This is a genomic window from Bradyrhizobium sp. BR14999, assembly GCF_056106085.1.
On the sequence record NZ_CM148536.1, the window covers coordinates 3,571,866 to 3,595,998 of the forward strand.

19 protein-coding genes and 1 pseudogene are annotated in these 24,133 nt (G+C 62.8%); 10 read left to right on the forward strand and 10 right to left on the reverse strand.

Going from position 1 to position 24,133, the window contains the following annotated elements; genetic code table 11:
• Nucleotides 1–347 precede the first annotated feature (347 nt).
• The 3 genes from ACR9YP_RS16445 to ACR9YP_RS16455 all read left to right on the forward strand — a co-directional run bounded on the left by ACR9YP_RS16445 (nt 348) and on the right by ACR9YP_RS16455 (nt 1,613).
• The gene (locus tag ACR9YP_RS16445; RefSeq protein ID WP_474220429.1) at nt 348–674 is read left to right on the forward strand and encodes a hypothetical protein; all 327 of its coding nucleotides are present in this window, start codon (nt 348–350) and stop codon (nt 672–674) included.
• A 128-nt stretch (nt 675–802) separates the two neighbouring features.
• Nucleotides 803–1,144, forward strand: coding sequence for a hypothetical protein (locus ACR9YP_RS16450; RefSeq protein WP_438110906.1), 342 nt, complete (start codon nt 803–805; stop codon nt 1,142–1,144).
• Nucleotides 1,145–1,205: 61 nt separating this feature from the next.
• The gene (locus ACR9YP_RS16455) at nt 1,206–1,613 is read left to right on the forward strand and encodes a hypothetical protein (protein ID WP_438106470.1); all 408 of its coding nucleotides are present in this window, start codon (nt 1,206–1,208) and stop codon (nt 1,611–1,613) included.
• A gap of 200 nt (nt 1,614–1,813) precedes the next feature.
• Here ACR9YP_RS16455 and ACR9YP_RS16460 read toward each other — a convergent pair whose 3' ends face one another.
• Nucleotides 1,814–3,289 carry a sulfatase-like hydrolase/transferase gene (locus tag ACR9YP_RS16460; RefSeq protein WP_474220430.1) on the reverse strand — a complete coding sequence of 492 codons (1,476 nt, stop codon included), beginning with the start codon at nt 3,287–3,289 and terminating at the stop codon, nt 1,814–1,816.
• Nucleotides 3,290–3,508: 219 nt separating this feature from the next.
• Between ACR9YP_RS16460 and ACR9YP_RS16465 the strand changes: the two genes are divergently transcribed.
• From ACR9YP_RS16465 to ACR9YP_RS16475, 3 genes are all read left to right on the forward strand, one after another.
• Nucleotides 3,509–4,972: a GH1 family beta-glucosidase gene (locus ACR9YP_RS16465; protein WP_438106474.1), complete on the forward strand. Its 1,464-nt coding sequence runs from the start codon at nt 3,509–3,511 to the stop codon at nt 4,970–4,972.
• Between the two features lie 252 nt (nt 4,973–5,224).
• The gene (locus ACR9YP_RS16470) at nt 5,225–6,457 is read left to right on the forward strand and encodes an acetyl-CoA C-acetyltransferase (protein ID WP_474220431.1); all 1,233 of its coding nucleotides are present in this window, start codon (nt 5,225–5,227) and stop codon (nt 6,455–6,457) included.
• Between the two features lie 282 nt (nt 6,458–6,739).
• On the forward strand, nt 6,740–7,042 hold the full coding sequence (locus ACR9YP_RS16475; RefSeq protein WP_084805933.1) for an HU family DNA-binding protein: 303 nt from the start codon (nt 6,740–6,742) through the stop codon (nt 7,040–7,042).
• A gap of 72 nt (nt 7,043–7,114) precedes the next feature.
• Here the strand turns inward: ACR9YP_RS16475 and ACR9YP_RS16480 are convergent, their stop codons facing one another.
• The 5 genes from ACR9YP_RS16480 to ACR9YP_RS16500 all read right to left on the reverse strand — a co-directional run bounded on the left by ACR9YP_RS16480 (nt 7,115) and on the right by ACR9YP_RS16500 (nt 11,100).
• On the reverse strand, nt 7,115–7,270 hold the full coding sequence (locus ACR9YP_RS16480; RefSeq protein ID WP_164934584.1) for a hypothetical protein: 156 nt from the start codon (nt 7,268–7,270) through the stop codon (nt 7,115–7,117).
• Between the two features lie 5 nt (nt 7,271–7,275).
• A complete protein-coding gene (lon, locus tag ACR9YP_RS16485) occupies nt 7,276–9,669 on the reverse strand; it encodes an endopeptidase La (protein ID WP_438106477.1) in 2,394 nt (797 codons plus the stop codon).
• Between the two features lie 8 nt (nt 9,670–9,677).
• Nucleotides 9,678–10,061 carry an Hsp20/alpha crystallin family protein gene (locus tag ACR9YP_RS16490; RefSeq protein WP_370991044.1) on the reverse strand — a complete coding sequence of 128 codons (384 nt, stop codon included), beginning with the start codon at nt 10,059–10,061 and terminating at the stop codon, nt 9,678–9,680.
• Nucleotides 10,062–10,213: 152 nt separating this feature from the next.
• On the reverse strand, nt 10,214–10,780 hold the full coding sequence (locus ACR9YP_RS16495) for a YciE/YciF ferroxidase family protein (RefSeq protein ID WP_130211786.1): 567 nt from the start codon (nt 10,778–10,780) through the stop codon (nt 10,214–10,216).
• Nucleotides 10,781–10,893: 113 nt separating this feature from the next.
• The gene (locus ACR9YP_RS16500; RefSeq protein WP_091898377.1) at nt 10,894–11,100 is read right to left on the reverse strand and encodes a hypothetical protein; all 207 of its coding nucleotides are present in this window, start codon (nt 11,098–11,100) and stop codon (nt 10,894–10,896) included.
• An 85-nt stretch (nt 11,101–11,185) separates the two neighbouring features.
• Between ACR9YP_RS16500 and ACR9YP_RS16505 the strand changes: the two genes are divergently transcribed.
• The 3 genes and pseudogenes from ACR9YP_RS16505 (at nt 11,186) to ACR9YP_RS16515 (ending at nt 13,917) form a co-directional block, all read left to right on the forward strand.
• A complete protein-coding gene (locus ACR9YP_RS16505; protein WP_370991042.1) occupies nt 11,186–11,812 on the forward strand; it encodes a MarC family protein in 627 nt (208 codons plus the stop codon).
• Between the two features lie 164 nt (nt 11,813–11,976).
• Nucleotides 11,977–12,096, forward strand: a pseudogene (locus ACR9YP_RS16510) (class II aldolase/adducin family protein); the annotation flags it as partial.
• Between the two features lie 33 nt (nt 12,097–12,129).
• Entirely contained in the window at nt 12,130–13,917 is a 1,788-nt protein-coding gene (locus ACR9YP_RS16515; protein WP_438106480.1) for a chloride channel protein, read from the forward strand.
• Nucleotides 13,918–13,928: 11 nt separating this feature from the next.
• On the opposite strand, the gene ACR9YP_RS16520 is transcribed toward ACR9YP_RS16515, so the two are convergent.
• Nucleotides 13,929–14,186, reverse strand: coding sequence for a DUF2798 domain-containing protein (locus ACR9YP_RS16520; protein WP_091898414.1), 258 nt, complete (start codon nt 14,184–14,186; stop codon nt 13,929–13,931).
• Nucleotides 14,187–14,490: 304 nt separating this feature from the next.
• Here ACR9YP_RS16520 and ACR9YP_RS16525 point away from each other — a divergent pair, with 304 nt between their 5' ends.
• A complete protein-coding gene (locus ACR9YP_RS16525; protein WP_091898371.1) occupies nt 14,491–14,895 on the forward strand; it encodes a hypothetical protein in 405 nt (134 codons plus the stop codon).
• 1,022 nt (nt 14,896–15,917) lie between these two features.
• Here the strand turns inward: ACR9YP_RS16525 and ACR9YP_RS16530 are convergent.
• The 3 genes from ACR9YP_RS16530 to ACR9YP_RS16540 form a co-directional block, all read right to left on the reverse strand.
• Nucleotides 15,918–17,288, reverse strand: coding sequence for an HlyD family type I secretion periplasmic adaptor subunit (locus ACR9YP_RS16530; protein WP_474220432.1), 1,371 nt, complete (start codon nt 17,286–17,288; stop codon nt 15,918–15,920).
• Between the two features lie 9 nt (nt 17,289–17,297).
• Nucleotides 17,298–19,001 carry a type I secretion system permease/ATPase gene (locus ACR9YP_RS16535; protein WP_474221066.1) on the reverse strand — a complete coding sequence of 568 codons (1,704 nt, stop codon included), beginning with the start codon at nt 18,999–19,001 and terminating at the stop codon, nt 17,298–17,300.
• An 84-nt stretch (nt 19,002–19,085) separates the two neighbouring features.
• On the reverse strand, nt 19,086–23,873 hold the full coding sequence (locus ACR9YP_RS16540) for a beta strand repeat-containing protein (RefSeq protein WP_474220433.1): 4,788 nt from the start codon (nt 23,871–23,873) through the stop codon (nt 19,086–19,088).
• Between the last annotated feature and the right edge of the window lie 260 nt (nt 23,874–24,133).

The window sequence follows — 24,133 nt, forward strand, 5'->3', positions numbered from 1 at the left end:
AGGCCCAACCGATGCTGGCTGTCGCGACCATGCGCCCTTCGCGCAGCAATAGCCAGCACTATCGTGACCCGCCGGCAAACGAAGATGTCACAGCGGAGCCGTCCCCCGCGCCGCATTTAACGCTCGCTATTGGCTCGGCACGGGCGTAGGCTCGCCGCCATCACCGCACGTCTCAACGGCTTCGACCGGTGACTGAGGGTCACGTGTGCTCCCGCCGAAGGCCTCGCAGGAGCATTCGATGTCTCGTGTTCGCATCTCGGAATGGATCGTGCCGCCGGTGATCGTTCCGTTGTTTTTGCTGCTTCTCGTGTGTGGAACTGCCATCCTCAATGGCTAGGGCAACCCGCGTGCCGTATCTGGTCAGTGGGACCAAGGAGTACGGAAGCTCCAATGTCGGCCGCGGCAGTGCAACGGTCGCGCTGCGGCTCGCGCGCAAACTGCTGCGCGAGGGCTACATGGACGTCAGGGTCTGCACTCCGCGTGGACGGGTGCTGCAGTCGAACGAACTCGACGAACTCAAACCACCAAAGGAGAGCGACATGGCGAAGGGCCAGCAACGCGGCAATCGCGAAGCTAAGAAGCCGAAGAAGGAAAAAGCCAAGGTGATCGCCGCGGCGCCGAGCCGCAAGGAAGCCGCTTGGCAGCCGGATTTCGGGGCGGTGAAAAAGAAGTAGCGAGGAACGAAGCCGAGCGTTCGAGGCGCGCCCGAATTGATTCTCCCAACCGGCAGCTTTGATGTCGCCTGTTCGTCCGTAGCGGACGCGCGTCGGCGTTCCACGTCCGCTTTTCCAAGCGACATGGCTTGATTGATCGAGAGCGGCCTCCGCGATCGGGCGGATGGCACGAGATCGGCTGCACCCTGAATTCCTCGCCGCCGCATTGCTCGTTTAACCAAACAGAAACCATCGCAAATGATCCGAAAATTTTAACGAAACTCTCCGGCCGTCTGCGCGTCGGTTCGCCGGAGGGCCGCCTGATGACAGAGCACCAGTTGAAAGAGCAGGAATTCCAGATCGCGCGTTACAGGCGCCTGGAGCGGGAAGTGACAGATCCGCTCGCCGCGTGTCTGCTTCACAGCATCATCGAAGAGCTTGAAGCCGAGCTGCGCAAGGACAGACCGGATTGGCACGGGCCGCGCGATTAACGCTTTCTTAGCGCTAATGATGCGGACTATCCGCTTGGGAATACCAGGGGAGACGGCTCCCATGCTGAAGGACGGCACCTACGCGGCTTGGTACAAGACGCCGCTCGACCAGGGTACCGGCATCGTCCATGTCGCAGACGGACAGATCTGGGGCCGCGACAGCCTGATGACGTATCATGGCTCCTGTCAGGTCGATGGAGATCGCTTCACCGCCACTGTATCGACGAAGCGTCATACCGATGGACGCGCAACGGTGTTCGGCAACGACGATGAACTGACGCTGACCATCGAAGGAAACTGCCCCGGCAAGATCGCGACCTACACGGCGACCGCCGTACAAGTCCCAGGAATGATCCTCCAGGGCACGCTCATCCTGACGGAACAGCAGCCACCGGCACCTGAACGATCCGAGCAGATGCCGGCGTTCAATCCCGACAAGCTGCCGAAGTTGCCGAAGCGCTCGCGCTGAGCGAGGAGAGGCATCGCGCTGGCCTCCGATACCTGGGCTGATAGCGGCAAAACGGCAGCTGGACAACCTTGAGGGCGTGAAGCCACTTTACAGATCTTCGAGGACGAGAGCGACAGACATGCGCAATACCGCTGCTCGGTCATTGCGCACTTCGACTGCTATCCGCCCCGCTGCACTTCCGTTGACATTATGCAAATCAATCATCGCGAATTGACGAGGCTTAGACTTGCCGCGTCGTCTGTCGATGCTCGCTGTTGGTTGTGAGCGTCCTGCATCGGCGGAGGAGACGCTCGCTGTGGCTGGAGCCTGTACCAAGCCACTTGACCGGGCTCGAATTGGGCGCGGTCATGTCTCGACCAGAACGGCGGCGCATGGTCGCCGACCACCAGGATGTCGGCCGGCGCCACGGCTGGGTCGCGAGCTATCTTTGCGACGACGGCGAATACGTCGTGCCAAAGTTCGGCCATCCTGCAAACCTTGGGTCGACCGAAGACGCCGCCGTCGGTCTCGCAATGAAAATCCGTCAGAGCTTGACCAGGCGCGACCGGAATATGGGTATTCAGTGTGAGCCAATAGATGAACCGTGGCTTGCCTTGCTTTCCCGCTTCGCGGGAGGCCGCCGAAATCACGGGCGCGAGATCTGCATCGCACGCGCCGGCGAAGGCGCTGCCGCATACGCGGCGGGTCGTTCTGACCAGCTCGTCGCGGAAGAGTTCCTGGTCGAAGCCGATTGTCGGATACCACTGCTCACGCTCGAACATACCTCCAGCGAAGCCGTGCACGGCGATGTTGCTATAACCTCGTGCGGCCAGCAGATCCGGCAGGCAGGTGTTGGTGTCATTCTGAACGTACTCTGTGTAGAATGTGCGCGTATTACATAGTTCCCGCATCTCGCCCGATGTCGTCGAACCGAAATAGACCGTTTTTCCGGAGGTGATGGTGTAGTCCCTGGTCAGACTTTGATCATACAGGGGTTCTGCTATGCGCGTTCGGGCGTTCTGGTCCTTCAGGTAGCCCAAGCTCTCGACGATCACCAGGACGACGTTGTTTCCGTCGGCCCCTGCTGCCTGCCTAAAACCCGACACCTCCGCAGCGGATTGGATCGGCTCGTGGCGTCCCATCGTGGAGCCGAAATGGTAGTGTGGCGACGCGTTGCTGACATAGTCCATCACGCCGAACGCCTGTGCCAAGAAGAAGAGAACCGGTATGTTCGCATTCATAAGCATGGCGCGCGGCCTTAAGCATGCCAGGCTTACGCCCGTCGTCATGACGAGTGTGACGATCAAAGCGAAATAAAGCGGTGAGGCGAAGAAATTGATGCGCCTCGCGTGGTCGACAGCTGCCATTAGATCACTCAGCCCGATGCCGAACATGAGAGACAACGTTTGCACAATGTCGAAGGTGAGCACGGCAAGAAACAGCGCGACCGTGAGCATGAAGGGAATACGCCGCGCCAGGATGGCAATGCTGGCATAGAGAGCGATGGCGATGGTCCGCGGCGGCAAGCCGATATCGACCAATGAAGCCATCGTTGCCAGCGAGATTAGGTTTGGTATCAGCAGCCCGCCCGCGAGGAGCCGCACGTTGGGCGAATCGAGCGTGCCAAAGAACGTGGACCACTTTTCGCGACCTTGCGCGGCCCGCCGCGGATTGGCGGCAATTGACGACGGAGGCATTTTCGCAACCAAAAAGGGACTGTTTTTTCTGAGTGCAGCCTATAGGCGAGACCTGAAGCTTAGATTAATTGCGCTGCGGAAAACGCGTTGAATGAGTTAACTATGGGGAGGAGGCCCCAGCTTGCCGACTTTCCAGGACGTCGAAGCCGGACATAATGCCTGAGCGTCCGCGCCGAAGCGTCGGGCGTCTGGCCCAAACCATCTCAGGAGGCAGCATCAATGTCGGACAAGGTCTCGCGTCGCCAATTCGCGAAAATCGCGGGGCTGTCCGCAGCCGGAATGGCAAATCCCGTTGGGGCCGTCGAGGTCAACCCGGCACCGCCGCCGCGCGCCGGCACCGGCTTTCCGGCGGGCTTTGTCTGGGGCACGGCGACCTCGTCCTATCAGGTCGAGGGCGCGGTCAACGAGGATGGGCGAGGGGCTTCGATCTGGGACAAGTTCGTGCGCATCCCCGGCAAGATCGAGGACGGCACTACCGGCGACCGCGCCAATGAGCATTATCGCCGCTACAAGGAGGATATCGCGCTCATCAAGGAGCTCGGCTGCAAGGCCTATCGCTTTTCGGTCGCCTGGCCGCGGGTGTTTCCGGATGGCGATGGCAAGCCGAACCCGAAAGGGCTCGACTTCTACAACCGGCTCGTCGACGAGCTCCTCAAGAACGGCATCGAGCCGTGGCTGACGCTCTATCATTGGGATCTGCCGCAATCGCTCCAGGATCGCTTCGGCGGCTGGCGCTCGACCGAGACCTGCAAGATCTTCGGCGACTACGCGGCCTATGTCGCCGCGCATCTGACCGACCGGGTCAAGAACGTGTTCACGCTGAACGAGAGCGGCCGCTTCGTTTATTTCGGTTACGGCATTGGCATCGACGCGCCGGGCCTGACGCTGCCGCAGGCCGAGCTCAACCAGATCAGGCACAACAGCGCGGTCGCGCACGGACTCGCGGTGCAGGCCGTGCGCGCCCATGGCCGCCACGGCACCAGGGTTGGACCGGCCGAGAACATCGATGCCTGCGCGCCCGCGATCGACACGCCGGAGAACGTCCGCGCCGCTGAGATCGCGCTACGCGAGATGAATGGCGGCTATCTCAACGTCATCATGACGGGCCAGTATACCGACGCCTTCCTGAAATTCGCGGGGGCCAACGCGCCGAAATACACCGATGCGGAGCTGAAGATCATCTCCTCGCCGGTTGATTTCCTCGGCCTCAACATCTACGCGCCGCAGAACTACGTGGTTGCTTCCGACCAGGGGGCCGGCTTCATGCCGCTGCCGATCCCGAAATCGTTCCCGCACATGAATTCGGACTGGCTGCGCGTCGGACCCGAGACGATCTATTGGGTGCCGAAGCTGGCTGCCAAGATCTGGAAGACGGACGCGATCTATATCAGCGAGAACGGCACGTCCGGCGATGACGTGGTGAGGCCCGATGGCAAGATCTACGACACCGACCGCATCATGTATCTGCGCAACTATCTCGCCCAGCTCCAGCGTGCCACCAGTGAGGGCGTGCCGGTGCGCGGCTACTTCCTCTGGAGCCTGATGGATAATTTCGAATGGGTGTACGGGCTGAACAAGCGCTTCGGCCTTTACCACGTCAATTTCGACACCCAGGTCCGCACCCCAAAGCTCAGCGCCAGCTTCTATCGCAACGTGATCGCGACCAACGCGGCGGGGGTGTGATCTCTTCGCCTCTCCCCGCCTGCGGGGAGAGGCCGGAATTTGCGACAGCAAATTCCGGGTGAGGGGGGACTCTCCGCGAGTCCATCTGCTACCGTCCTTGCTGAAGCTCCCCCTCACCCGGATTTTCCGCTGCGCGTAAAATCCAGGCTCTCCCCGCACGCGGGGAGAGGCGAGGCGAGCCACCACGCATTGACTCACCTGTCCCCCTGATTCACAACGCCTCTCAACACCCATAACAAGGGGACAACGCCAATGGCTGACGCGCTGATCATCGATGCCTGCCGGACCCCGCGGGGCATCGGCAAGGCCGGCAAGGGAGCCCTCTCGGGCATTCATCCGCAGCAGCTCGGCGCAACTGTGCTGCGCGCGCTCGCCGACCGCACCGGCATCGACACCGCCGATGTCGAGGACATCGTCTGGGGCTGCAGCGCGCAGGTCGCAACGCAAAGCGGCGATCTCGGCCGGATGTCGGCGCTCGATGCCGGCTATGACGTGCGCGCTAGCGCCGTGACGCTCGACCGCTTCTGCGGCTCCGGCATCACCAGCGTCAGCATGGCCGCAAGCTCGATCATGGCAGGCGCGGAAGACCTCGTCATCGCCGGCGGCTGCGAGATGATGTCGATGGAGGGACGCCGTGGCGGCGGTCCGATGATGATGGATGGCGGCAATCTGCGCCTGCGCGCGCGGCACCCGCAGTCGCATCAGGGCGTCTGTGCGGACGCGATCGCGACGCTGGAAGGCATCACGCGGCAGGACGTCGACGCGCTCGGGCTGGAGAGCCAGAAACGTGCCGCGCATGCGATCGCGAACGGCCACTTCAAGAAGAGCCTCGTGCCCGTCCACCGCGAGGACGGCAGCCTTGCGCTCGACCATGACGAATATCCGCGCCCGCAGACCACGATGGAGGGCCTGAGCAGCCTGAAGCCGGCGTTTCCGGCGATCGCCGACTACGCGCTCGACGACAAGGGCACGACCTATCGCGGCCTGATCCTGCAAAAATATCCGGACCTGAAAATCGACTTCGTGCACCACGCCGGCAACTCGTCCGGCGTCGTCGACGGCGCCGCCGCGATCCTGCTGGCCTCGCCGGCTTACGCCAAGGCGCATGGCCTCAAGCCGCGCGCCCGCGTGGTGGCGATGGCCAACATGGGGAACTCGCCGACCCTGATGCTGAATGCGCCGGTACCGGCGACGCGCAAGGTGCTGGCGAAGGCGGGGCTGACCGTCGACGACATCGACCTGTTCGAGATCAACGAGGCCTTTGCGGTGGTTGCGGAAAAATACATCCGTGATCTCAAGCTCGACCGCGCCAAGGTCAACGTCAATGGCGGCTCGATCGCGCTCGGCCATCCCATCGGCGCGACCGGCGCGATCCTGATCGGCACCGTGCTCGACGAGCTCGAACGGCGCGACCTCAAGCGCGGTCTCGTCACCATGTGCGCGGCCGGCGGCATGGCGCCGGCGGTCATCATCGAGCGCATCTAACCCTTATTTTTCAGGGTGAATCGCGACCGGCCTCCGGCAAAGAGGCCGGTCGTCGCTTGTCGAAAGCATCGAATCAGCTTTAGCAAGGTGGCTTGCGGGCCTTTGAAACAAGGCAAAAACCGCTGCCTGAGGCTCCTTTCGCTCCGGAAGCAGCTAAAATGCAGGGTTTTTTGTCACAGAGGGCCAAAAAAGCCCGTAAAAACGCGATAAAGCTGTGCAGAAGGCTATAGGCCTTCGCCGCTTGGTCTAATATGCAACCGGCAACGAATCAGAGGAGACACGATGCCAACCCAAATGTCCAAATCGCAGCTGATCGAAAAGATTGCGACCGCCACCGAGCTTTCCAAGCGTGACGTCAAGAGCGTCATGGAGACGCTGACCGACGTCGGTCACAAGGAGCTCAAGAAGAACGGCCTGTTCCTGGTGCCGGGCTTCGCCAAGTTCGTGGTCATCAAGAAGCCCGCCACCAAGGCGCGCAAGGGCACCAACCCGTTCACGGGTGAAGAGATGATGTTCAAGGCCAAGCCGGCCCGGAAGATCGTCCGCGCCCGCCCGGTCAAGGCTGCCAAGGACGCCGTGGCCTGACAACGCAAAGGCCCCCTCGGGTAGGAGGGGGCCTTTTATTTGGGGCTGCCGCGAGGGCTTGAGACGGAGGGCTCAACCCTTGCGGCGCTTCACCCGGACCGGGACCGGCTGAAGCCGCGGTCCTGGCGCCGCCAGCGCATCGCGAACCCGGTCGATGGCGCGATCGAGCAGCTGGCGCAGCCGCTGCGTTTTCCGTGATCGCTTCGCTCTTTCCAGCAATCCGCTCATCGCATTCACTCCGCTGCCTCAACCTTGGCATCAGCCGGCTCGAGCGTCGCGGCGATGGCTTCGTCCACGCGCTCCAGCCAGATGAATTCGAGGTTGTCCCGCGCGCTCTTCGGGATGTCGTCGTAATCCCGCTTGTTGCGCGCCGGCAGCATCACCCGCTTCAATCCGGCCGCGGCCGCAGCCACCACCTTCTCCTTGATGCCGCCGACCGGCAGCACCAGGCCGCGCAGCGAGATCTCGCCGGTCATCGCGGTGTCGCTGCGCACCGTGCGATTGGTGAGTAGCGACGTCAGCGCCGTGAACATCGCAACGCCCGCGCTCGGCCCGTCCTTCGGGGTCGCACCCGCGGGAACGTGAACGTGGATGTCGCTCTTCTCGAACAGCTGCGGATCGATGCCGAGCTGGGTGGCTCGGCTCTTCACCAGCGTCAGCGCAGCTTGCACGCTCTCGCGCATGACGTCGCCGAGCTGACCGGTCAGGATCAGCCCGCCCTTGCCGGGGACGCGCGTCGCCTCGATGAACAGAATGTCGCCGCCGACCGGCGTCCAGGCGAGGCCGGTGGCAACGCCGGGAACGCTGGTGCGTAGCGCGATCTCGCCCTCGAAGCGCGGCTGGCCGAGCACGGTGGCGATGTCCTTCGTCCTCACCACGACCTTCGCGGCCGTGCCCTCGGCGACCTGCACCGCGGCATGCCGGAACACCTTACCGATCTCGCGCTCGAGGTTACGCACGCCGGCCTCGCGGGTGTAGCCCTTGACGATCAGCTTCAGTGCCTCCGGCTCGATCTCGGCCTGTTCGGCCGAGAGGCCGTTGGCCTCCAGCTGGCGCCGCACCAGGTAGCGCCGCGCGATCTCCAGCTTCTCGTCCTCGGTGTAGCCGGCGAGGCTGATCAGCTCCATGCGGTCGAGCAGCGGACCCGGGATCTGGTCCAGCATGTTGGCGGTCGCGATGAACACCACGCGCGACAGGTCGAAGGGCACGCCCAGGTAATTGTCCCGGAACGTCCCGTTCTGTTCGGGGTCGAGCACCTCCAGCATCGCGGCGGAAGGATCGCCCTGCACACCGCGGCCCATCTTGTCGATCTCGTCTAGCATCATCACGCAGTTGCGGGCGCCCGCCTTCTTGATGCCCTGGATGATGTTGCCGGGCAGCGCGCCGATATAGGTGCGCCGGTGGCCGCGGATCTCCGCCTCGTCATGCACGCCGCCGAGGCTGACGCGTACGAAGGGGCGATCCATCGCGCGTGCGATGGATTGGCCGAGCGAGGTCTTGCCGACGCCGGGCGGGCCGACGAAGCACAGGATCGGCGCCTTGCCCTGCGGAGCGAGCTTGCGCACCGCCAGATATTCGATGATCCGGCTCTTGATCTTCTCCAGGCCGAAATGGTCGTCATCGAGGATGCGGCGCGCCTCCTGGATGTCGATCGGCTTCTCCGCGGGCAGCGCCCAGGGCAGCTCGATCAGCCAGTCGAGATAGCTGCGGACCATGCCGGCTTCGCCGGCGGCCTCCGGCATGCGCTCGTAGCGACGCAGCTCTTTCTTGGCGTGCGCGTCCGCCTCGGGCGGCATGTTGGCCTTGGCGATGGCAGCCGTCAGCTCGGCGACCTCGGCCGCCTTGCCGTCGCCTTCGCCGAGCTGGCGCTGGATGGTCGCCATCTGCTCGCGCAGGATCGCCTCGCGCTGCCGCTCGTCGAAGCTGGCGCGGGTCTTCTGGCCGATTTCGTTACTGATGCGCAGCACCTCCAACCGTTCGGCGAGGTGCTTCGACACCTTCTCGACGCGCAAGGCGAGGTCGATGGTCTCCAGCACCTCCTGCTTGTCCTGCGGCTTGATGTCCATGAACGAGGTCGCCAGGTCCGCCAGCGCGCCGGGCGCGCTGGTGCCCTGGAACATCGCGGCTAGCTCGGGCGGGGCCTGCGGCAGCAGCTCGATCGCCTCGATGGCCAGGCGCTGCAGGTTCAGCGCGCGCGCCTCGATCTCGGGCGAGGTCGTGGTCGGCTCGGGGATCTGCTGGATGCGCGCAGCCGGGAACGGCGTGCCCGGCAGGAAGTCGAGGATACGCGCGCGCTGCACGCCCTGGCAGACGATGTGGTGGGTGCCGTCGGGCGCGGTGATGTAGCGCACGATATTGGCGATGGTCGCGACCCGGTAGAGGTCGTCCGGGCCGGGCTCCTCGATCTCGGGGCTGCGTTGCAGGACGATGCCGACCGGCCGCTGCTCGCGCAGCGCCTGCTGTGCGGCGGCGATGGACTTTGCCCGGCCGATCGAAATCGGCGCGATCGCGCCGGGGAACAGCACCATCTCGCGCACGGGGATGATGATCAGCGCGTCTTCGGGGACCTTCACGTCGGAGTTGTTTTGGGAATTGGTCTGGACGTTATTCATCTGTTCGGTGGCCATGATCGACCTCAGGATTTGGCGAGACGCAGCGCAACGCAGCCGTCCATCACGAAGCGGCTGATGGCGTAGCGGCCAAGGGGGAGCGCGATGCGCCGCTCGAAGCGGCCCTGCGGTAGCTCGAGCCGGTGGATGCGGGCGTTGCGAAGCTCCGGCGGAAGGGTGCGCTGGCCGGAGATGACGAGCGTGCCGTCATGGATCATCGTCTCGACATTGTCCGGATTGACGCCGGGAAGCGCGACCAGGATCAGGAGCTCATGCTCGGTTTCGAGCACGTCGATCGGCGGCTCCCAGCAGGCTTCCTGGCGGCCGAACTGCTGGCGCAGCCGTTCGGCGCGGGTCAGCGAGTCCAGGGCTTCGGACAGCATCCAGTCGAGGGGATTTTTGGGTTGCATGATGCGGACTCGGCGGTGGGAAAGGCTGCATATGGGGCCGGTTCCGCGGAAATCCAGCCCGACGACGCGGGCGTGCCATGCGCCATCGTGTGATCCCGAACAGGCAAACGCCGCGGCCGGGACCGCGGCGTCTTTTCTTGCGCGCGTGCGGCTCAGGCCGCCGCGCGGTACTCGTCTTCCGCTTCGAGGTTGATCACGGACGTCGCTAGCTCGGTCAGCGTGTGGTCGGTCGCCTCTTCCTCGTCCAACGTCTCCTGGAGCAGCCTCGCCGCATCCTGCATGCCCAGCTCCTCGGCCCAGGTCCGCAGCGTGCCGTAGCGGGAGATTTCGTAGTGCTCCACGGCTTGCGCCGCCGCGAGCAGACCGGCGTCGAGGGCAGGGGCGTTCTTGAACGCCTTCATGATCTCGGCGCCCTCGTCGGTGATGCCGTTGATGGCCTCGCAAGTCTTGCCACGTGCGGGCTTGCCCAGCATCTTGAAGACTTGGTCGAGACGCTTGACCTGGCCCTGGGTCTCGCGCAGATGCTTGTTGAAGGCCGCCGCAAGATCTTTCGAATGCGCAGCCTTGGCCATCTTCGGCAGCGTCTTGATGATCTTGTTCTCCGCGAAATAGATGTCCTTCAGCGTCTCCAGGAACAGGTCGCTGAGCATCTTCGGCGCCTGACGCGGTCGGCGCGCGGCGGTCTTCTTGGTTGTGCGTTTCTTCGCTCGTTTAGCCATACGTCCTCCTCTTGAGGTCACATGGGAAGGCGTCGCCTCCCTCAATCCTCAGGCGATCAAAGCCCCTTGAAAAACGAAAGTTCCAAACTGCAACCGGCGCTCACGGCGATCTCTCAGGTTGGATGCTTGTAGGGATCCTCCTGCCGTTGCCGGGCCTCGGTGTTGCGGTCGAGCTGCGCGCGTTCGCTGCGCCGCAGGCGTCCGGCCTTCATCACGCCGTAGACGAGGACCGCGCCGAGCAGGAAGGCTCCGATGAACCAGAGCCAGAGCAGGTTGGCCGAGAGATGGCCGAGCAGCATTCCGATTCCACTGTCGCTCATTGATCGCCTCCAGTGATTTCCAAAATGGTTCTGCCGGGCTAAGTCAGTCCGCCTGCCATCGTTCCTTCCGCGGAGCCCCCGAGACATGATCGATTTCGCCCTGTCGGCCTTCGTGACGCTGCTGCTGGTGGTCGACCCCGTCGGCCTTGCGCCGGCCTTCCTGGCCGCCACCGCCGGCATGCCCGACAAGATCAAGCGAACGGTCGCGTTGCGGGCGCCGCTGATCGCTGCCTCGATCCTGGTCGTGATCGCGCTGGTCGGAAACGGCCTGCTCCGCCAGCTCGGGATCGGCATTCCCGCCTTCCAGATCGCCGGCGGGCTGCTGCTGTTCGGCGTCTCGTATCAGATGATCTTCGGTGACCGTCCGCATCGCGAGGCCCGGGAGGCCGACAAGGCGACATCCGAGCATGCCTCCGATGTCGCGGTGTTTCCGCTCGCCATTCCCATGATGGCCGGCCCCGGCGCGATCGCGACCACGCTGCTGCTGGCGGGCGATGCCGGCTATGGAGCGAGGCTCGCGATCATCATCGCCGTGGTGCTCTCGGTCTGCCTGCTCTGCATGCTGTGCTTCGTCTCCGCGAGCCTGATCGCCCGCACCCTCGGGCGCACCGGAAATGCCGTGCTCTCGCGCGTGCTGGGCATGTTGCTCGCCGCCTATTCGGTGCAGTTCGTCATCAACGGCATTGCAGCCGTTCGGGCGAGCCTGTCGTAGGGGGGCGGCAATCTGCTAATTTGTTGATTTTACGGTTCATTTCGAGGAGCCGCGGATCCGTCGGTAAGATGGCGCCCGATCAGGTCGCTTTCGCTTGCACTGCGACATTGCTTTGCCGTACTTCCCCTCTGACGTTCATCGCCAAGAAGCCGAGAAGAATCGAGATGTCGATGACAGCGGACGAGCTCGACAAGAGACAGGCCATCATCGACGCCTGCCGCCGCATGAATGCGCTCGGCATCCACCAGGGCACCTCTGGCAATATCAGCGTCCGCATGGCCGACTACGGCCGGTCGGAAGGGTAGGGCGGGCAGAAGGTGTTCGTTCGAATCAAACATCTGATCGATAGCAAGAGGACGAACCGCACCATGGTTCGGCTGCGTGCCCTGCTACGCAGCAACGAGTTCTACCTGATCCCGCTCGCGCTCGCGATCGGCACGCTGGCGGGCGCGATCGTGACGCTGATGGCCGAGATCGCCCAGATCGCGCACGTCGTGATCTATGGCATTCCCATCGATGTCCGCCTCTCGTCCAATGCGAGCGTCAGTCCCTGGGCGGCGCTGATCGCGCCGGCGCTCGGCGGGCTCTCGCTCGGCATCATGGAATGGTCGCGGCGGCGCATGAAGATCTCGAACGCGGTCGACCCGATCGAGGCCAACGCGCTGCGCGGCGGCAATCTCTCGATGCGCGACAGCCTGGTGGTGTCGAGCCAGACCTTGATCTCCAACGGCTGCGGCGCTTCGGTCGGCCTCGAAGCCGGCTATACCCAGATCGGCTCGGGTATCGCCGCGCTGCTCGGCAAGTTTTTCAATCTCCGCCGCAACGATATGCGCCTGATGGTCGGCTGCGGCGCTGCCGCCGCGATCGCGGCGGCGTTCGGCGCGCCGATCACCGGCGCCTTCTACGCCTGCGAGCTGATCGTCGGCGTCTATTCGGTCGGCAGTGCCGCCCCGATCCTGGCGGCCTCGCTCGCGGGCGCCCTGACCGCGCAATGGCTGGGCGGCGCGCCGTACTCGCTGGAGATACCGAAGGTCAGCGCCGTCGGTGTCGAGCAGTACCTGGCCCTGATCGGGCTTGCCCTTGTCACCAGCGGCGTCGGCATCGCCGTGATGCGCTCCTCGCCGACGTTCGAGCGCCTATTCGCCTGGATGCCGGTCTGGCTGCGTCCGGTGATCGGCGGCCTCATCGTCGGCGGCTTCGCGATTGTCACGCCGCAGGTGCTGGCCGCCGGCCACGGCGCCATGGTGCTCGATCTCTTTCATGACATGACGATCGGCCTGATCGCGCTGGTCATCGCCCTGAAGGTGACGGCCTGCCTGGTCTCGCTCGCCTCGGGCTTCCGTGGCGGCCTGTTCTTCGCCTCGCTGTTCGTCGGCAGCCTGATCGGCAAGTTCTTTGCCGCGCTGCTGCTCTTGATCAGCCCGAACTTCGTGATCGATCCGCTGGTCGCGATGCTGACTGGCATGGCGACGCTCGGCGTCGCCATCGTCGGCGGCCCCTTGACCATGTCGTTCCTCGTGCTCGAGATGACGCGCAATGTCGACGTCACCGCCGTGGTGCTGGCCGGCTGCATCGTTACCTCGATCTGCGTCCGCTTCATGTTCGGCCACTCCTTCTCGACCTGGCGCCTGCACCTGCGCGGCGAGACCATCCGCAGCGCCAACGACGTCGGCTGGCTGCGTAATCTCACCGTCGAGCGGCTGATGCGCTCGGACGTCGGCAAGGTGCCGTCGACCACGACGATCGCGGCCGTGCGCCGCGAATTCGCGCTGGGCTCGCGGCCTGGTATCGTCATCGTCAATAATGCGGACGAATATGTCGGCCTCGTCCTGCTGCCCGACCTGTTCTCCAGCGATCTCGACACTATCGCCGACGAAATCCAGGTGATCGAGCTCGCCCGCCTGATCGACATCGTGCTGATCCCGGAAATGAACGTGAAGTCGGCGATGGCGGTGTTCGACGAGGCCGAAGCCGAGATGCTGGCGGTGGTCGATTCCACCGACAGCCGCAAGGTGGTCGGCTTCCTCACCGAGAACTTCGCGCGCCGCCGCTATGTCGAGGAGATCGACAAGGCGACGCGCGGCGTGCTGGGGGCGCTGTCGTAGGGGCGCTCCGGCTATTGGCCTGGTTGAGGTGGGGCGGCGACGAGGCAGGCCACGATCCGGCGGACCAGCGGCAGCACCACGAGCAGCGTCGGGAAAGCGACGAGCCATGACAGCCCCCAGGCGCCGGGCCAGGTTGCCAGGAAGGCCGGCGTTGCGCCGAGGCTTCGCAGCGTCGAAATGACTGACACCACCGCCGTCATGAGGATGGACAGCACGAATGGCATCACGATCGGCGCATAGCGCGCCGGCAGTTTACGAACCGCAATCATCTGATTTCTTTCGAGGAAAAGGACGCGTCGATCACGTTGAACCTTCGAAAATGGCATCGATTCCGACGGCGTCGGTTGATGCGTTGGTTCACGTGACACGCTTACGGCGACTGAAAAACGACGCGGCTGTTCATTATCCGCTCAGGTTGGATGGTTCAAGCTGGATCTGATCGTTCGGTTTACAATCGTTCAAGGCGTGGCAGATCGCCGCGATCAGGAAACCATTTCAGTGGTTTGCGAGTTACGTGTCGTTGCTTATGTCGCTTTGGCGAGAACAGAGGCGAGAAAATAGAGGAAGGTCAAAATGAGCGAAGGACCGATGATTCCCGCAGCCCGCCGCAACATGGTCCTGGCCGCGTTCGCAAGCCTGGCAATGGTCGCAGCCCCCGTATCGCCCTCGGCAGCGGCGTCCTCAGCACCGGCCACGGCGGTGTCCGCAAAGAGTGTCACGGCAGGGCAGGGCTCCTCCGACGTTACTGATTTCAGCGCCGCCCGACGCCGCCATTACTATCGACGCGGGCCGAACGCCGCAGGTCTCGCCTTCATGGGCATGGCGGCGGGTCTGATCGGAGGCGCGATCGCCGAGAGTCAGCGCCGCGAGTACTATGAGAACCGCTATTATTATGGCCCGGGTCCTTACTACGGCGGCCCGGGCTATTACGGCGGCGGTCCTTATTACGGTCCGCGCTACTATTACCAGCCATATTAAACGATCGTTTTCGTCTTAAGCGGTCGTTTTCGCCCAAAAGGGGTGGTGCTTTGCACCGCCCCTTATTGCTGTGTCGCCCCTCAGTCAATCCCAGCTCGCAAAAATATTCACATTTACCGAAATTCGGATTTGTCGTATGTGTCGCCCATCCCGGCTCACCCTTGAGGGGCGATCATGTGTCGTGATGATCGTAGAGTCGGGCTTGCGGTGGACGCGGCAGCGTCGGGCGCGAGGCTAAGGGCAGGGCGGATTGCTCTCCGTGAGCCCTAAAGTTTCGCGCGGACGGACGGCGCTGTCAGGTTCGTCGCGCCAGCATTTCGATGGCAACGTGCACAACGCCGTCGAACCCTGTGGCGCAGGCGAACCGCGCGTACGGCAAAACCGTGTGGTCCTTGCTGCAAGCGCTATCTTTGGCCGCGCGAAATTGGCTTAAATTGAATGATTCTCAATAACCTAGAGAGCATTTGCCTACTGAAGTCACTCAGGAGACTTCTGCCGAGGTGCTAACAGGCCTCGGCAAGGCAAAGGCCAATCAGAGAAGGCATTGGAGATCAGTAGGCAAATTGAAGCTGTCAGCAAGGCATTTGCAGCTTGCAAACCCGCTATAGAATACGCTTGGACGACCACAACATCCGAAGAAAATGCCAAGGCAGCTGAGAAGCTACGCGCCGCGGGGCAACTCCTTCTCATCGGGATCCAGGAAGCCGGTCCCCTTGTGCGATGAATGTCGCATGGTCGACTTCGTTGTTAAGAACGATTGACGCATCGACTTCACTGCCACGCATGCTTTTGCGCGTTGGTGCGTTTCCGCACCGGCGTTTAGGACCACTTGCCGTCGGCGATATTGCACGCGGCTTGATCGGCTTCCTTTTGTTGGTTTCTCGCCTGCAAGCAGCTTCTTAAGTTGCGAGCATAGCAGCTGCTGCGGCCGGCACTGGAGTGGTTTAGTTCTATGAAGGCCGCTAAAAGGATTTGGCCGCGTCGCGGCTGTTGCTGCCTCTTCGATCACCCGCGCGGTCGCGTTATTTCTGTCGGAACGATTGATTGAATGACATTGCGAGCGGCCCGACGATGTACTCGAACGCGGTTCGTTGAATGGTCGGGATCATAACAGTCGCCGGCATCCCAGGATACAAGCGAATGTTCGGCATGCCCGTCAGTTCAGCCTGGTTAATCCGGACAAAGGCCGTGTAGTACGACGCATTCGTCTTTGGATCAGTGAGGCGGTCGGCCGAGACCTGAATGACGTCGCCATGAATGATTGGGACAATGCGCTGCTTGTAGGCGGTGAGATGGACTTCAGCCCGCATATCGGGATGCACGTCGCTGATGTCCTCGACGGCAATTTGTGCTTCGATGGTGAGTGCGTCCTCAGCCGGCACGATATCGAGGATCCTATCGCCGCGCTGGATGACGCCTCCGACGGCGAATACGCTCAATCCCACCACCCGGCCGGTATAGGGCGCCCGAATTTCCATGCGACCAAGTACCGATTTTGCACTCAGCGCCTTCGGAATGACCTCGAGCAATCTGGCCTGCGTGTCGCGCAGATCCTTGGTGACATCTGTCATCCGATCATTGTCGAGTTGGGCGATCTGCTGCTCCTGTTCGGCGATCGCCTGGCGCGCCTTCGCGATGCTGGCTTTTGTGTCGGCGATCTGGCCTTCCAAACCGTACGCCGTTCGCTCCAGCTGGAGAATTCGCGGGCGGGCAATCAGGCCTCGTTCAACAAGCGGGGCTATATCCTGTGCCTCGTTGCGGACAGAGTTTATCTGGTCGGTGAAAGCCTTGACCTGAGCCTCCGCGCCCACGATCTGCGACCCAAGCTGGTTGATCTTCTCGCGAATGACGCTTCGTTGCCCCTCGAGTGACGCTCGCCGACTTTCGAACTGATTATGCTGACCGCTCCAAACGCTTTTGAAATAGGGGTCATCAGAGCGCGCTCTCAAGTCGTTCGGCATAGCCAGCTCGGATTCATGATCGAGCTCCGTCAGGAGCCGCACTTCCGTCGCACGAAGCACGGCGTATTGTTGCGTGAGTACCTCGTACTCAGCACGAGCCTGCGTATCGTCCAGGACGATCAGGACATCACCCGCCAGCACCCGTTCCCCTTCCCGAACGTGCAATTCCTTGACAATGCCGCCGTCGAGGTGCTGGACGCTCTTGCGGTTGCCATCGACCTTGATGACCGCATTGGCAACCACGGCGCCGTTAAGCGGCGCCGTGGCCGCCCAAGTGCCGATACCGCCAAAAAAGATGACGATGATCAGCCATCCCGTGAGCGCCACGCCACGAATGGAGTCGTTCGGCGCATTCTCCCTCGACCGCTCGCTCGTCCAGTCCGGCGCCGCAGCGAGTTGTTTCGATCGGCTTGCAAATTCCAACAGGGCCATGGCCACGTCCTAACCCGCCGTTTCACGGACCGTGTGGACCGGTACAGGCCGCGTCAGGCGGGCCAGGATCTCGGCACGTGGTCCGAACATCTCGACGACGCCTTCGCGGAGCACCAGAATCTTGTCGGCCACGCCGATGGTGGCCGGCCGATGGGAAATAATCACCACTGTCGTTCCGCGCTTCTTGAGTTGCATGATGCAATCGGCGAGAGCGGCATCGCCGTCCGAGTCCAGATTCGAGCTCGGCTCGTCAAGCACAACAAGGCTGGGATTGCCGTATACCGCCCGTGCAAGACCAATACGCTGACGATAGCCTCCGGACAGGACCGCGCCGCCTTCCCCAACATGGCTGTCATAGCCTTGGGGAAGTCGCAAGATCATGTCGTGAACCCCGGCCATACGCGCCGCCAAGATGATCTGTTGATCTGCCCCGGCATTGAACCGGCAGATATTTGCCGCAACGGTGTCGGCAAACAGTTCGACGTCCTGCGGCAGGTAGCCGAGATGGCCGCCGAGCGAGGTCTTGATCCAGGTCGAAACATTGGCTCCGTCGATGCGAATCGTGCCCGCCGATGGGGCCTGCACGCCCACGATGTGGCGCGCGAGTGTGGATTTACCGGCGCCGGACGGGCCGATGATTCCGAGCACTTCGCCTGGTTCGATCTGAAAGGTGACGCCCCGGAGGATCGGCTTCGCAACACCTGATGCGACGCAGGACACCGATTCGAGAGACAGGCGGCCCTCCGGTCTCGGCAGCGTGAGCAGGGCTTCCTGCGCGTGATGAGCCGCCAACAGCTCGCGCAGACGCAAGAATGCACCGCGCGCCGAGATCAGTCCGCGCCATGATCCAACGATCTGCTCCACCGGCTGCAAGGCGCGGCCAAGCAGGATGCTTGCGGCAAACATCGCCCCGGCGGTCGTCAGCCGCTCGATCACGAGGTAGGCGCCGAGACCAAGGATCAAGGATTGCATTGCAAGTCGCAGAAAGCGGATCAGGCTCTGCATTGTGGCCGCGCGATCGCTTGCGACCGCCTGGCGCTCGAGCATTCGGTTGCGATCGCGGCTCCAGCGCTTCAAAAGCCCTGCCGTCATGCCCATCGCGCGCACCACTTCAGTGTTGCGCAGGCTCATCTCCGTGAAATTGTAGTTTCGGCTTGCCGCCTCATTCGACTCCGACAACGGCGACTTGACGATCCATTCGTTGAGGACGGCCATCAGGATCAGGATAATCGAACATGCCAGCGCAAACATGCCCAGCGCGGAATGCAAACCAAAGATCACCACGATATAGATCGGCGTCCAGGGCAGATCGAGGATGGCATGAACTCCGGTGCCAGTGATGAACTGGCGGAAGGTGTCGAAATCGCGCAGCAGATGGCTGCGCGCACCGCCGGTAGCGCGATCGATGATGGCGGTCATGACATTGGGCGCGATGTCGCGGTCGAGACGGAGGCTGGTGCGCGTCAGCACCCGAGCGCGTACCGTGTCAAGGCCTGCGAGGGTCGCGAGTGCCAGCAACAGCGCAATCGTGAGCATGACCAGGGTAATTTCGCTGGCGCTCGAGATGACCCGGTCATAAATCTGCAGCATGTACAATGGCCCGGCCAGATAGAGCAGATTGATCGCCAGGCTGAATAGAGCTGCGGTGACGAAGGGCCCCTGAGAGGGCTTCAGCAGGCGCCGCAGCTGATCATGTGTTTGGGACGGGGTCATCAAATCCGGTACCTCAAAAGCGCAGAATGAAATCGTCGCAGCGCGCATCGCCCGGAACGCCGGCAGCTGGCACTTGCATGCTGCTCAGGCGACGTGGTGCGGGTCATAGACGATCGTGGTTCCACTCGTTGCGTCTCCTTTCGTGGTGAAACCTGTCGGATCATATTGGCCGAGCAGCACGATGTTCGCGGTGTGAGCGCCATCCGACACTGTCAGGGTGCCGCCGGTGCCCGCCTGGTTCCCGACGAAGCTCAGGGTCGTCTCAGCACCAAAGCTGACATCCTTGAGATCAATATCATCGTCAGCTGTCAGTCCGCTCACCGTTCCCGTGAAATGGAAGGCATCGTCCAGGACCAAGTGGCCGGTGGCATCTGCATCCAAGATGACATCGACGCTGGAAGCCGCTCCAAACTCGATCGTGCCGGTGCCGCTGATCTCCGCGTCACCGGAGCCGCTGACCTCGCCGAGCGCCGTAACGCTGGCACCGTTCGCCCATAACAGACCCGTATTGGCGACCGCGCTGTTGATCAAGAGACCGCCGCTGCCGGTGGCCTCCAACGTCCCGGCGTTCGCGATCACGTTGGTCCCGGTGTCGATCACCAGCGCATGGCTCCCATTGGCGAGGATAGTGCCCTCGTTGCTGAGCGTCAGGCTGCATTGCCCCAGCTGGCCGGCTCCAGAGATCGTGTTGTCGACGTTGTCGAGGATCACGTCCGACGCCGTACCGGCGATGATGTTGTGGTCATCATCCGACAGAATGACATGTCCGGCGCCCTCCAGCTTGAGACCGGTCTGGATGAGTTGCAGCAGCGTGTCGTTGCCGCATGCCTGCAACTCGATGGTGCCGGTATTGTCGACGATGCCGGAGAGCGGCAGCATCGCGCCATCGCCGACGGTCATCGCGCCCGGGTTCTGGACGGTCGGGCTGACATCGAATTCGAAGTTCGCCTCCGTCAGGTCCGCCGTATGCACGCCATCCAATATAATCGTCTGGCCGTCGCCCAGCGTGATGACGGCATTGCCGTTGGCGTCATCGGCGCTGTGGGCCTGAACATCGCTGAAGCTCTGCCAGCCGTAGCTGATCAGGTCGACGACGTCGGACGAGACGTCAAAGCTGTAGACCTTGTCGTTCCCGATCGGTTGCGAGAACACCAGGGTGTCATGGCCGCTTGATGCGGTCAGCGTATCGTCGCCCGACCAGGCGAAGATGGGCGAGCCTGGGGCGTAGGCTTCCAGATTGTCCAGGATCGTCGCTGTCCCGATGCTGCCATCCGCATTGGTCCATTGCTCTGCCACGTTCAGCACGAAGGCCCCGACGTAGTCTGCGGCGGTCGTGACGGTCAGCGAGCTGAGATTGCTCGTTGTGATCGACCACGAGCCATCTGGGTTGTGGGTAGTCCCACTGATCGAGCACCCCTCCAGCATCCCGGTGATGGTCAGCGTCACCTCTGCCATTCCTCCAGTCGGGTCACTCAAGCCGAGGTTGATGGGCGATCCAGCGACACCGGCCGGAGCCGAGAATTTTGTGCTCCCGCCGCTTCCACCATTAGTGTTGAAGGTCACGGCATCAAATACAGTGGTCGAAAGGTTGGCATTGTCCGTCACGACCGCGCTGATCTTATGCGTGTCGTTGTTGATGGTCGCAAACGGAGCCAGTCCATCTGTAAACGTATGAACATAGTTGCCGTTCACGATATCAGCCGCGGTGAACGTATAGATCAGGACTGGCTGGTTTGCAGTGCCACTCCCAGAAGGTGTTATCGTGTCAAACAGCTGAACCGTCTTGATGCCGCTCGCATCGGACGCCGCCACCGTGAAGGTGGAGGTCTGATGGCTCTGGCTCAATGCATGAGATACCGAGGCGGTCGGCGGCGTTGTATCCGGTTGCGTCACGGCAACGCTGAAGGTCTGCTGACTGCTCAGCGTGCCATCGGATGCCTGCACGGTTACGGAGTAGCTGTGAGATGATCCGCTGCCGGCATAACTTATCTTGCTCGGATCGGCGACGGTCACCACGCCGGTGGTCGCATTGATGGCAAACCCGCCATTGGAGGTGTCGCCCACCAGGCTGTAGCTCACCGCCGGCCCGTTGACATCAGTTGCCGACGCGGTGAGGCCGACGCTCGTTCCCGCCGCGGCGCCCTCGGCCACCGTGTTGGTGGCCGCATTGCCATCGACCGGCGTTGACGGCGCCACGTCCGTCACGGCGATGCTGAAGGTCTGCTGGCTGTTCAGCGTGCCATCCGAGGTCTGCACCGTCACAGAATAAGCGTGACTCGCCGCGCTCTCGTAATTGATCTTGCTCGGATCGGCGACAGTGACTACGCCGGTGGTCGAGTTGATGGTGAAGCCTCCGCCTGAGGTGTCGCTGGCCAGCGCGTAGGTCACCAAGGGTCCGTCGACATCTGTCGCCGACGCGGTGATGCCCACCGTCGTGCCGGCCGCGGCTCCTTCAGCCACGGAGTTGGCCGCCGCATTGCTGTCGGTAGCCGTTAATGGCGCATCGTTGATGCCGGTGATCGTCACCGTCACGGTGCCTGTGGCGGTGCCGTCCTGGCTCGTCACCGTGAACTGGTCCTGCACCTCTTGGCCGGCGGTGAGCTCGTTGTGCGCGCCGTTGCCGGTGTAGCTCCAGGCGCCGTTGGCATCGATGCTGAAGTCGCCATAGGCTCCTTGCACGTTGGTCTGCGCCACGACGTGGGCTTCGCCGCTGTCGGGATCCACAATCGTCAGCTGCCCGGAGGCGTTCAACGCGGCGGCGGTGTCGCCCTCGGTGACGGACTTCGAGTCCGAGCTCACGGTGGCAGCATCGTTGGTGCCGGTGATGGTCACCGTGACGGTGCCGCTGGCGGTGCCGTCCTGGCTGGTGACCGTGAACTGGTCCTGCACCTGCTGTCCGGCGGTGAGCTCGTTGTGGGCGCCGTTGCCGGTGTAGCTCCAGGCGCCGTTGGCATCGATGCTGAAGTCGCCATAGGCTCCTTGCACGTTGGTCTGCGCCACGACGTGGGCTTCGCCGCTGTCGGGATCCACAATCGTCAGCTGCCCGGAGGCGTTCAACGCGGCGGCGGTGTCGCCCTCGGTGACGGACTTCGAGTCCGAGCTCACGGTGGCAGCATCGTTGGTGCCGGTGATGGTCACCGTGACGGTGCCGCTGGCGGTGCCGTCCTGGCTCGTCACCGTGAACTGGTCCTGCACCTCTTGGCCGGCGGTGAGCTCGTTGTGCGCGCCGTTGCCGGTGTAGCTCCAGACGCCGTTGGCATCGATGCTGAAGTCGCCATAGGCTCCTTGCACGTTGGTCTGCGCCACGACGTGGGCTTCGCCGCTGTCGGGATCCACAATCGTCAGCTGCCCGGAGGCGTTCAACGCGGCGGCGGTGTCGCCCTCGGTGACGGACTTCGAGTCCGAGCTCACGGTGGCAGCATCGTTGGTGCCGGTGATGGTCACCGTGACGGTGCCGCTGGCGGTGCCGTCCTGGCTCGTCACCGTGAACTGGTCCTGCACCTGCTGGCCGGCGGTGAGCTCGTTGTGGGCGCCGTTGCCGGTGTAGCTCCAGGCGCCGTTGGCATCGATGCTGAAGTCGCCATAGGCTCCTTGCACGTTGGTCTGCGCCACGACGTGGGCTTCGCCGCTGTCGGGATCCACAATCGTCAGCTGCCCGGAGGCGTTCAACGCGGCGGCGGTGTCGCCCTCGGTGACGGACTTCGAGTCCGAGCTCACGGTGGCGGCGTCGTTGGTGCCGGTGATGGTCACCGTGACGGTGCCGCTGGCGGTGCCGTCCTGGCTCGTCACCGTGAACTGGTCCTGCACCTCTTGGCCGGCGGTGAGCTCGTTGTGGGCGCCATTGCCGGTGTAGCTCCAGGCGCCGTTGGCATCGATGCTGAAGTCGCCATAGCTGCCGTGGACATTACTCTGCGCGACGACATGGGCTTCGCCCGTGTCCGGGTCGGTGATGGTGAGCTGGCCGCTGGTGTTGAGCGCCGCTGCGGCATCGCTCTCGGTGACGGACTTGGAATCCGAAGAGACGGTTGCCGTATCGTTAGTGCCGGTGATGGTCACCGTCACCGTCTGGGTAGCCGTCGAGCCGTGGCCGTCGTTGATCGTCACCACGAAGCTTTCGGTAACGTTCTGGCCCGCGGCTAGATACTGAGCAGCCGAATCGTTAAGCGCATAGTGCCATTGCACCGAGCCGCTGGCGGCATTGGCCGGCTCGTTGACAGGATCGAGCGAGAAGGTGCCGAGCGAAGTGGTATTGAAAGAGGCTGCCGCGAACGAGGCCGAATGCGTGTCGCTGAGATCGGCGTCGTTGAAGCTGATGGTGCCGGCCGCGCTCTGCGAATCCGAGAGATCCGGCGTGGCGTTCGCGTCTTCTACCGCCGAGCCGCTCTGCGGACTCGATGTGATGAAGACCGAGTCGTTTGCGCCATTGAACTGAAGTGTCACGGTCGCCCAACTGAGCGTGCCATTACCCAGCTGGATAGCGTAGGTGAATGTGTCACTCAGCGTTTGCCCGGTCGCCAGCGCCTGAAGCTGAACGTTGATGTCGCCCTTGTCGTAATGAACGGTGCCGTCCGTTTCGATCCAGATGCGTGCACCGAGGGCGCTGCGGTCACCGGTTGCGGCCATTCCGGCGGCATCACCGCTGTACGCCACATCTTTGACCAGCAGGTCTGTCGGTGCGTAGTTCTTAGTGGACGAGGAGGCGCTCGTTCCATCGTCCAGGGAGAACAGCGTCTTTGCCGCGCCCCCAAGATCATTTGCCAGCACATTCAAGATGAGAATGTTGCTGGCGTCTTCCGTAAACGAGAAAATGTCGGTGTTGGCTTGCGGAGTATTTCCGAAAGAAACCGTGCTGCCGCCGTCCGTTGTCGCCATAGCTAAATCCTTTGGGTGATACGTCCGCGTTCACGGACCTGGACAAACTGCACAATTGCGCGGTGATGGTCGGCCACTGCCTTCCCTGCACTGCTGAAGTAAAGTTCTGCGCTGTCGAGCATGACTGTCGTCGTGCTCAGGGCTGCGAAAATGTGCAAGAAAAGCATGTGAAGACCTCAAGCTTGTTTGGAGCTAGCGTCGCTCCGAACGCGCAATAGGGTGTCGCGAGCCAGTGTCGCGGCCTGACAGAAGCAAAAGCT

Coding starts and splice junctions, on each gene's coding strand:
- ACR9YP_RS16455 (WP_438106470.1), top strand. CDS start 1,206: ATGCTGAAGGACGGCACCTACGCGGCTTGGTACAAGACGCCGCTCGAC.
- ACR9YP_RS16460 (WP_474220430.1), bottom strand. CDS start 3,289: ATGCCTCCGTCGTCAATTGCCGCCAATCCGCGGCGGGCCGCGCAAGGT.
- ACR9YP_RS16465 (WP_438106474.1), top strand. CDS start 3,509: ATGTCGGACAAGGTCTCGCGTCGCCAATTCGCGAAAATCGCGGGGCTG.
- ACR9YP_RS16470 (WP_474220431.1), top strand. CDS start 5,225: ATGGCTGACGCGCTGATCATCGATGCCTGCCGGACCCCGCGGGGCATC.
- ACR9YP_RS16475 (WP_084805933.1), top strand. CDS start 6,740: ATGCCAACCCAAATGTCCAAATCGCAGCTGATCGAAAAGATTGCGACC.
- ACR9YP_RS16480 (WP_164934584.1), bottom strand. CDS start 7,270: ATGAGCGGATTGCTGGAAAGAGCGAAGCGATCACGGAAAACGCAGCGG.
- lon (WP_438106477.1), bottom strand. CDS start 9,669: ATGGCCACCGAACAGATGAATAACGTCCAGACCAATTCCCAAAACAAC.
- ACR9YP_RS16490 (WP_370991044.1), bottom strand. CDS start 10,061: ATGCAACCCAAAAATCCCCTCGACTGGATGCTGTCCGAAGCCCTGGAC.
- ACR9YP_RS16495 (WP_130211786.1), bottom strand. CDS start 10,780: ATGGCTAAACGAGCGAAGAAACGCACAACCAAGAAGACCGCCGCGCGC.
- ACR9YP_RS16500 (WP_091898377.1), bottom strand. CDS start 11,100: ATGAGCGACAGTGGAATCGGAATGCTGCTCGGCCATCTCTCGGCCAAC.
- ACR9YP_RS16505 (WP_370991042.1), top strand. CDS start 11,186: ATGATCGATTTCGCCCTGTCGGCCTTCGTGACGCTGCTGCTGGTGGTC.
- ACR9YP_RS16520 (WP_091898414.1), bottom strand. CDS start 14,186: ATGATTGCGGTTCGTAAACTGCCGGCGCGCTATGCGCCGATCGTGATG.
- ACR9YP_RS16525 (WP_091898371.1), top strand. CDS start 14,491: ATGAGCGAAGGACCGATGATTCCCGCAGCCCGCCGCAACATGGTCCTG.
- ACR9YP_RS16530 (WP_474220432.1), bottom strand. CDS start 17,288: ATGGCCCTGTTGGAATTTGCAAGCCGATCGAAACAACTCGCTGCGGCG.
- ACR9YP_RS16535 (WP_474221066.1), bottom strand. CDS start 19,001: ATGACCCCGTCCCAAACACATGATCAGCTGCGGCGCCTGCTGAAGCCC.
- ACR9YP_RS16540 (WP_474220433.1), bottom strand. CDS start 23,873: ATGGCGACAACGGACGGCGGCAGCACGGTTTCTTTCGGAAATACTCCG.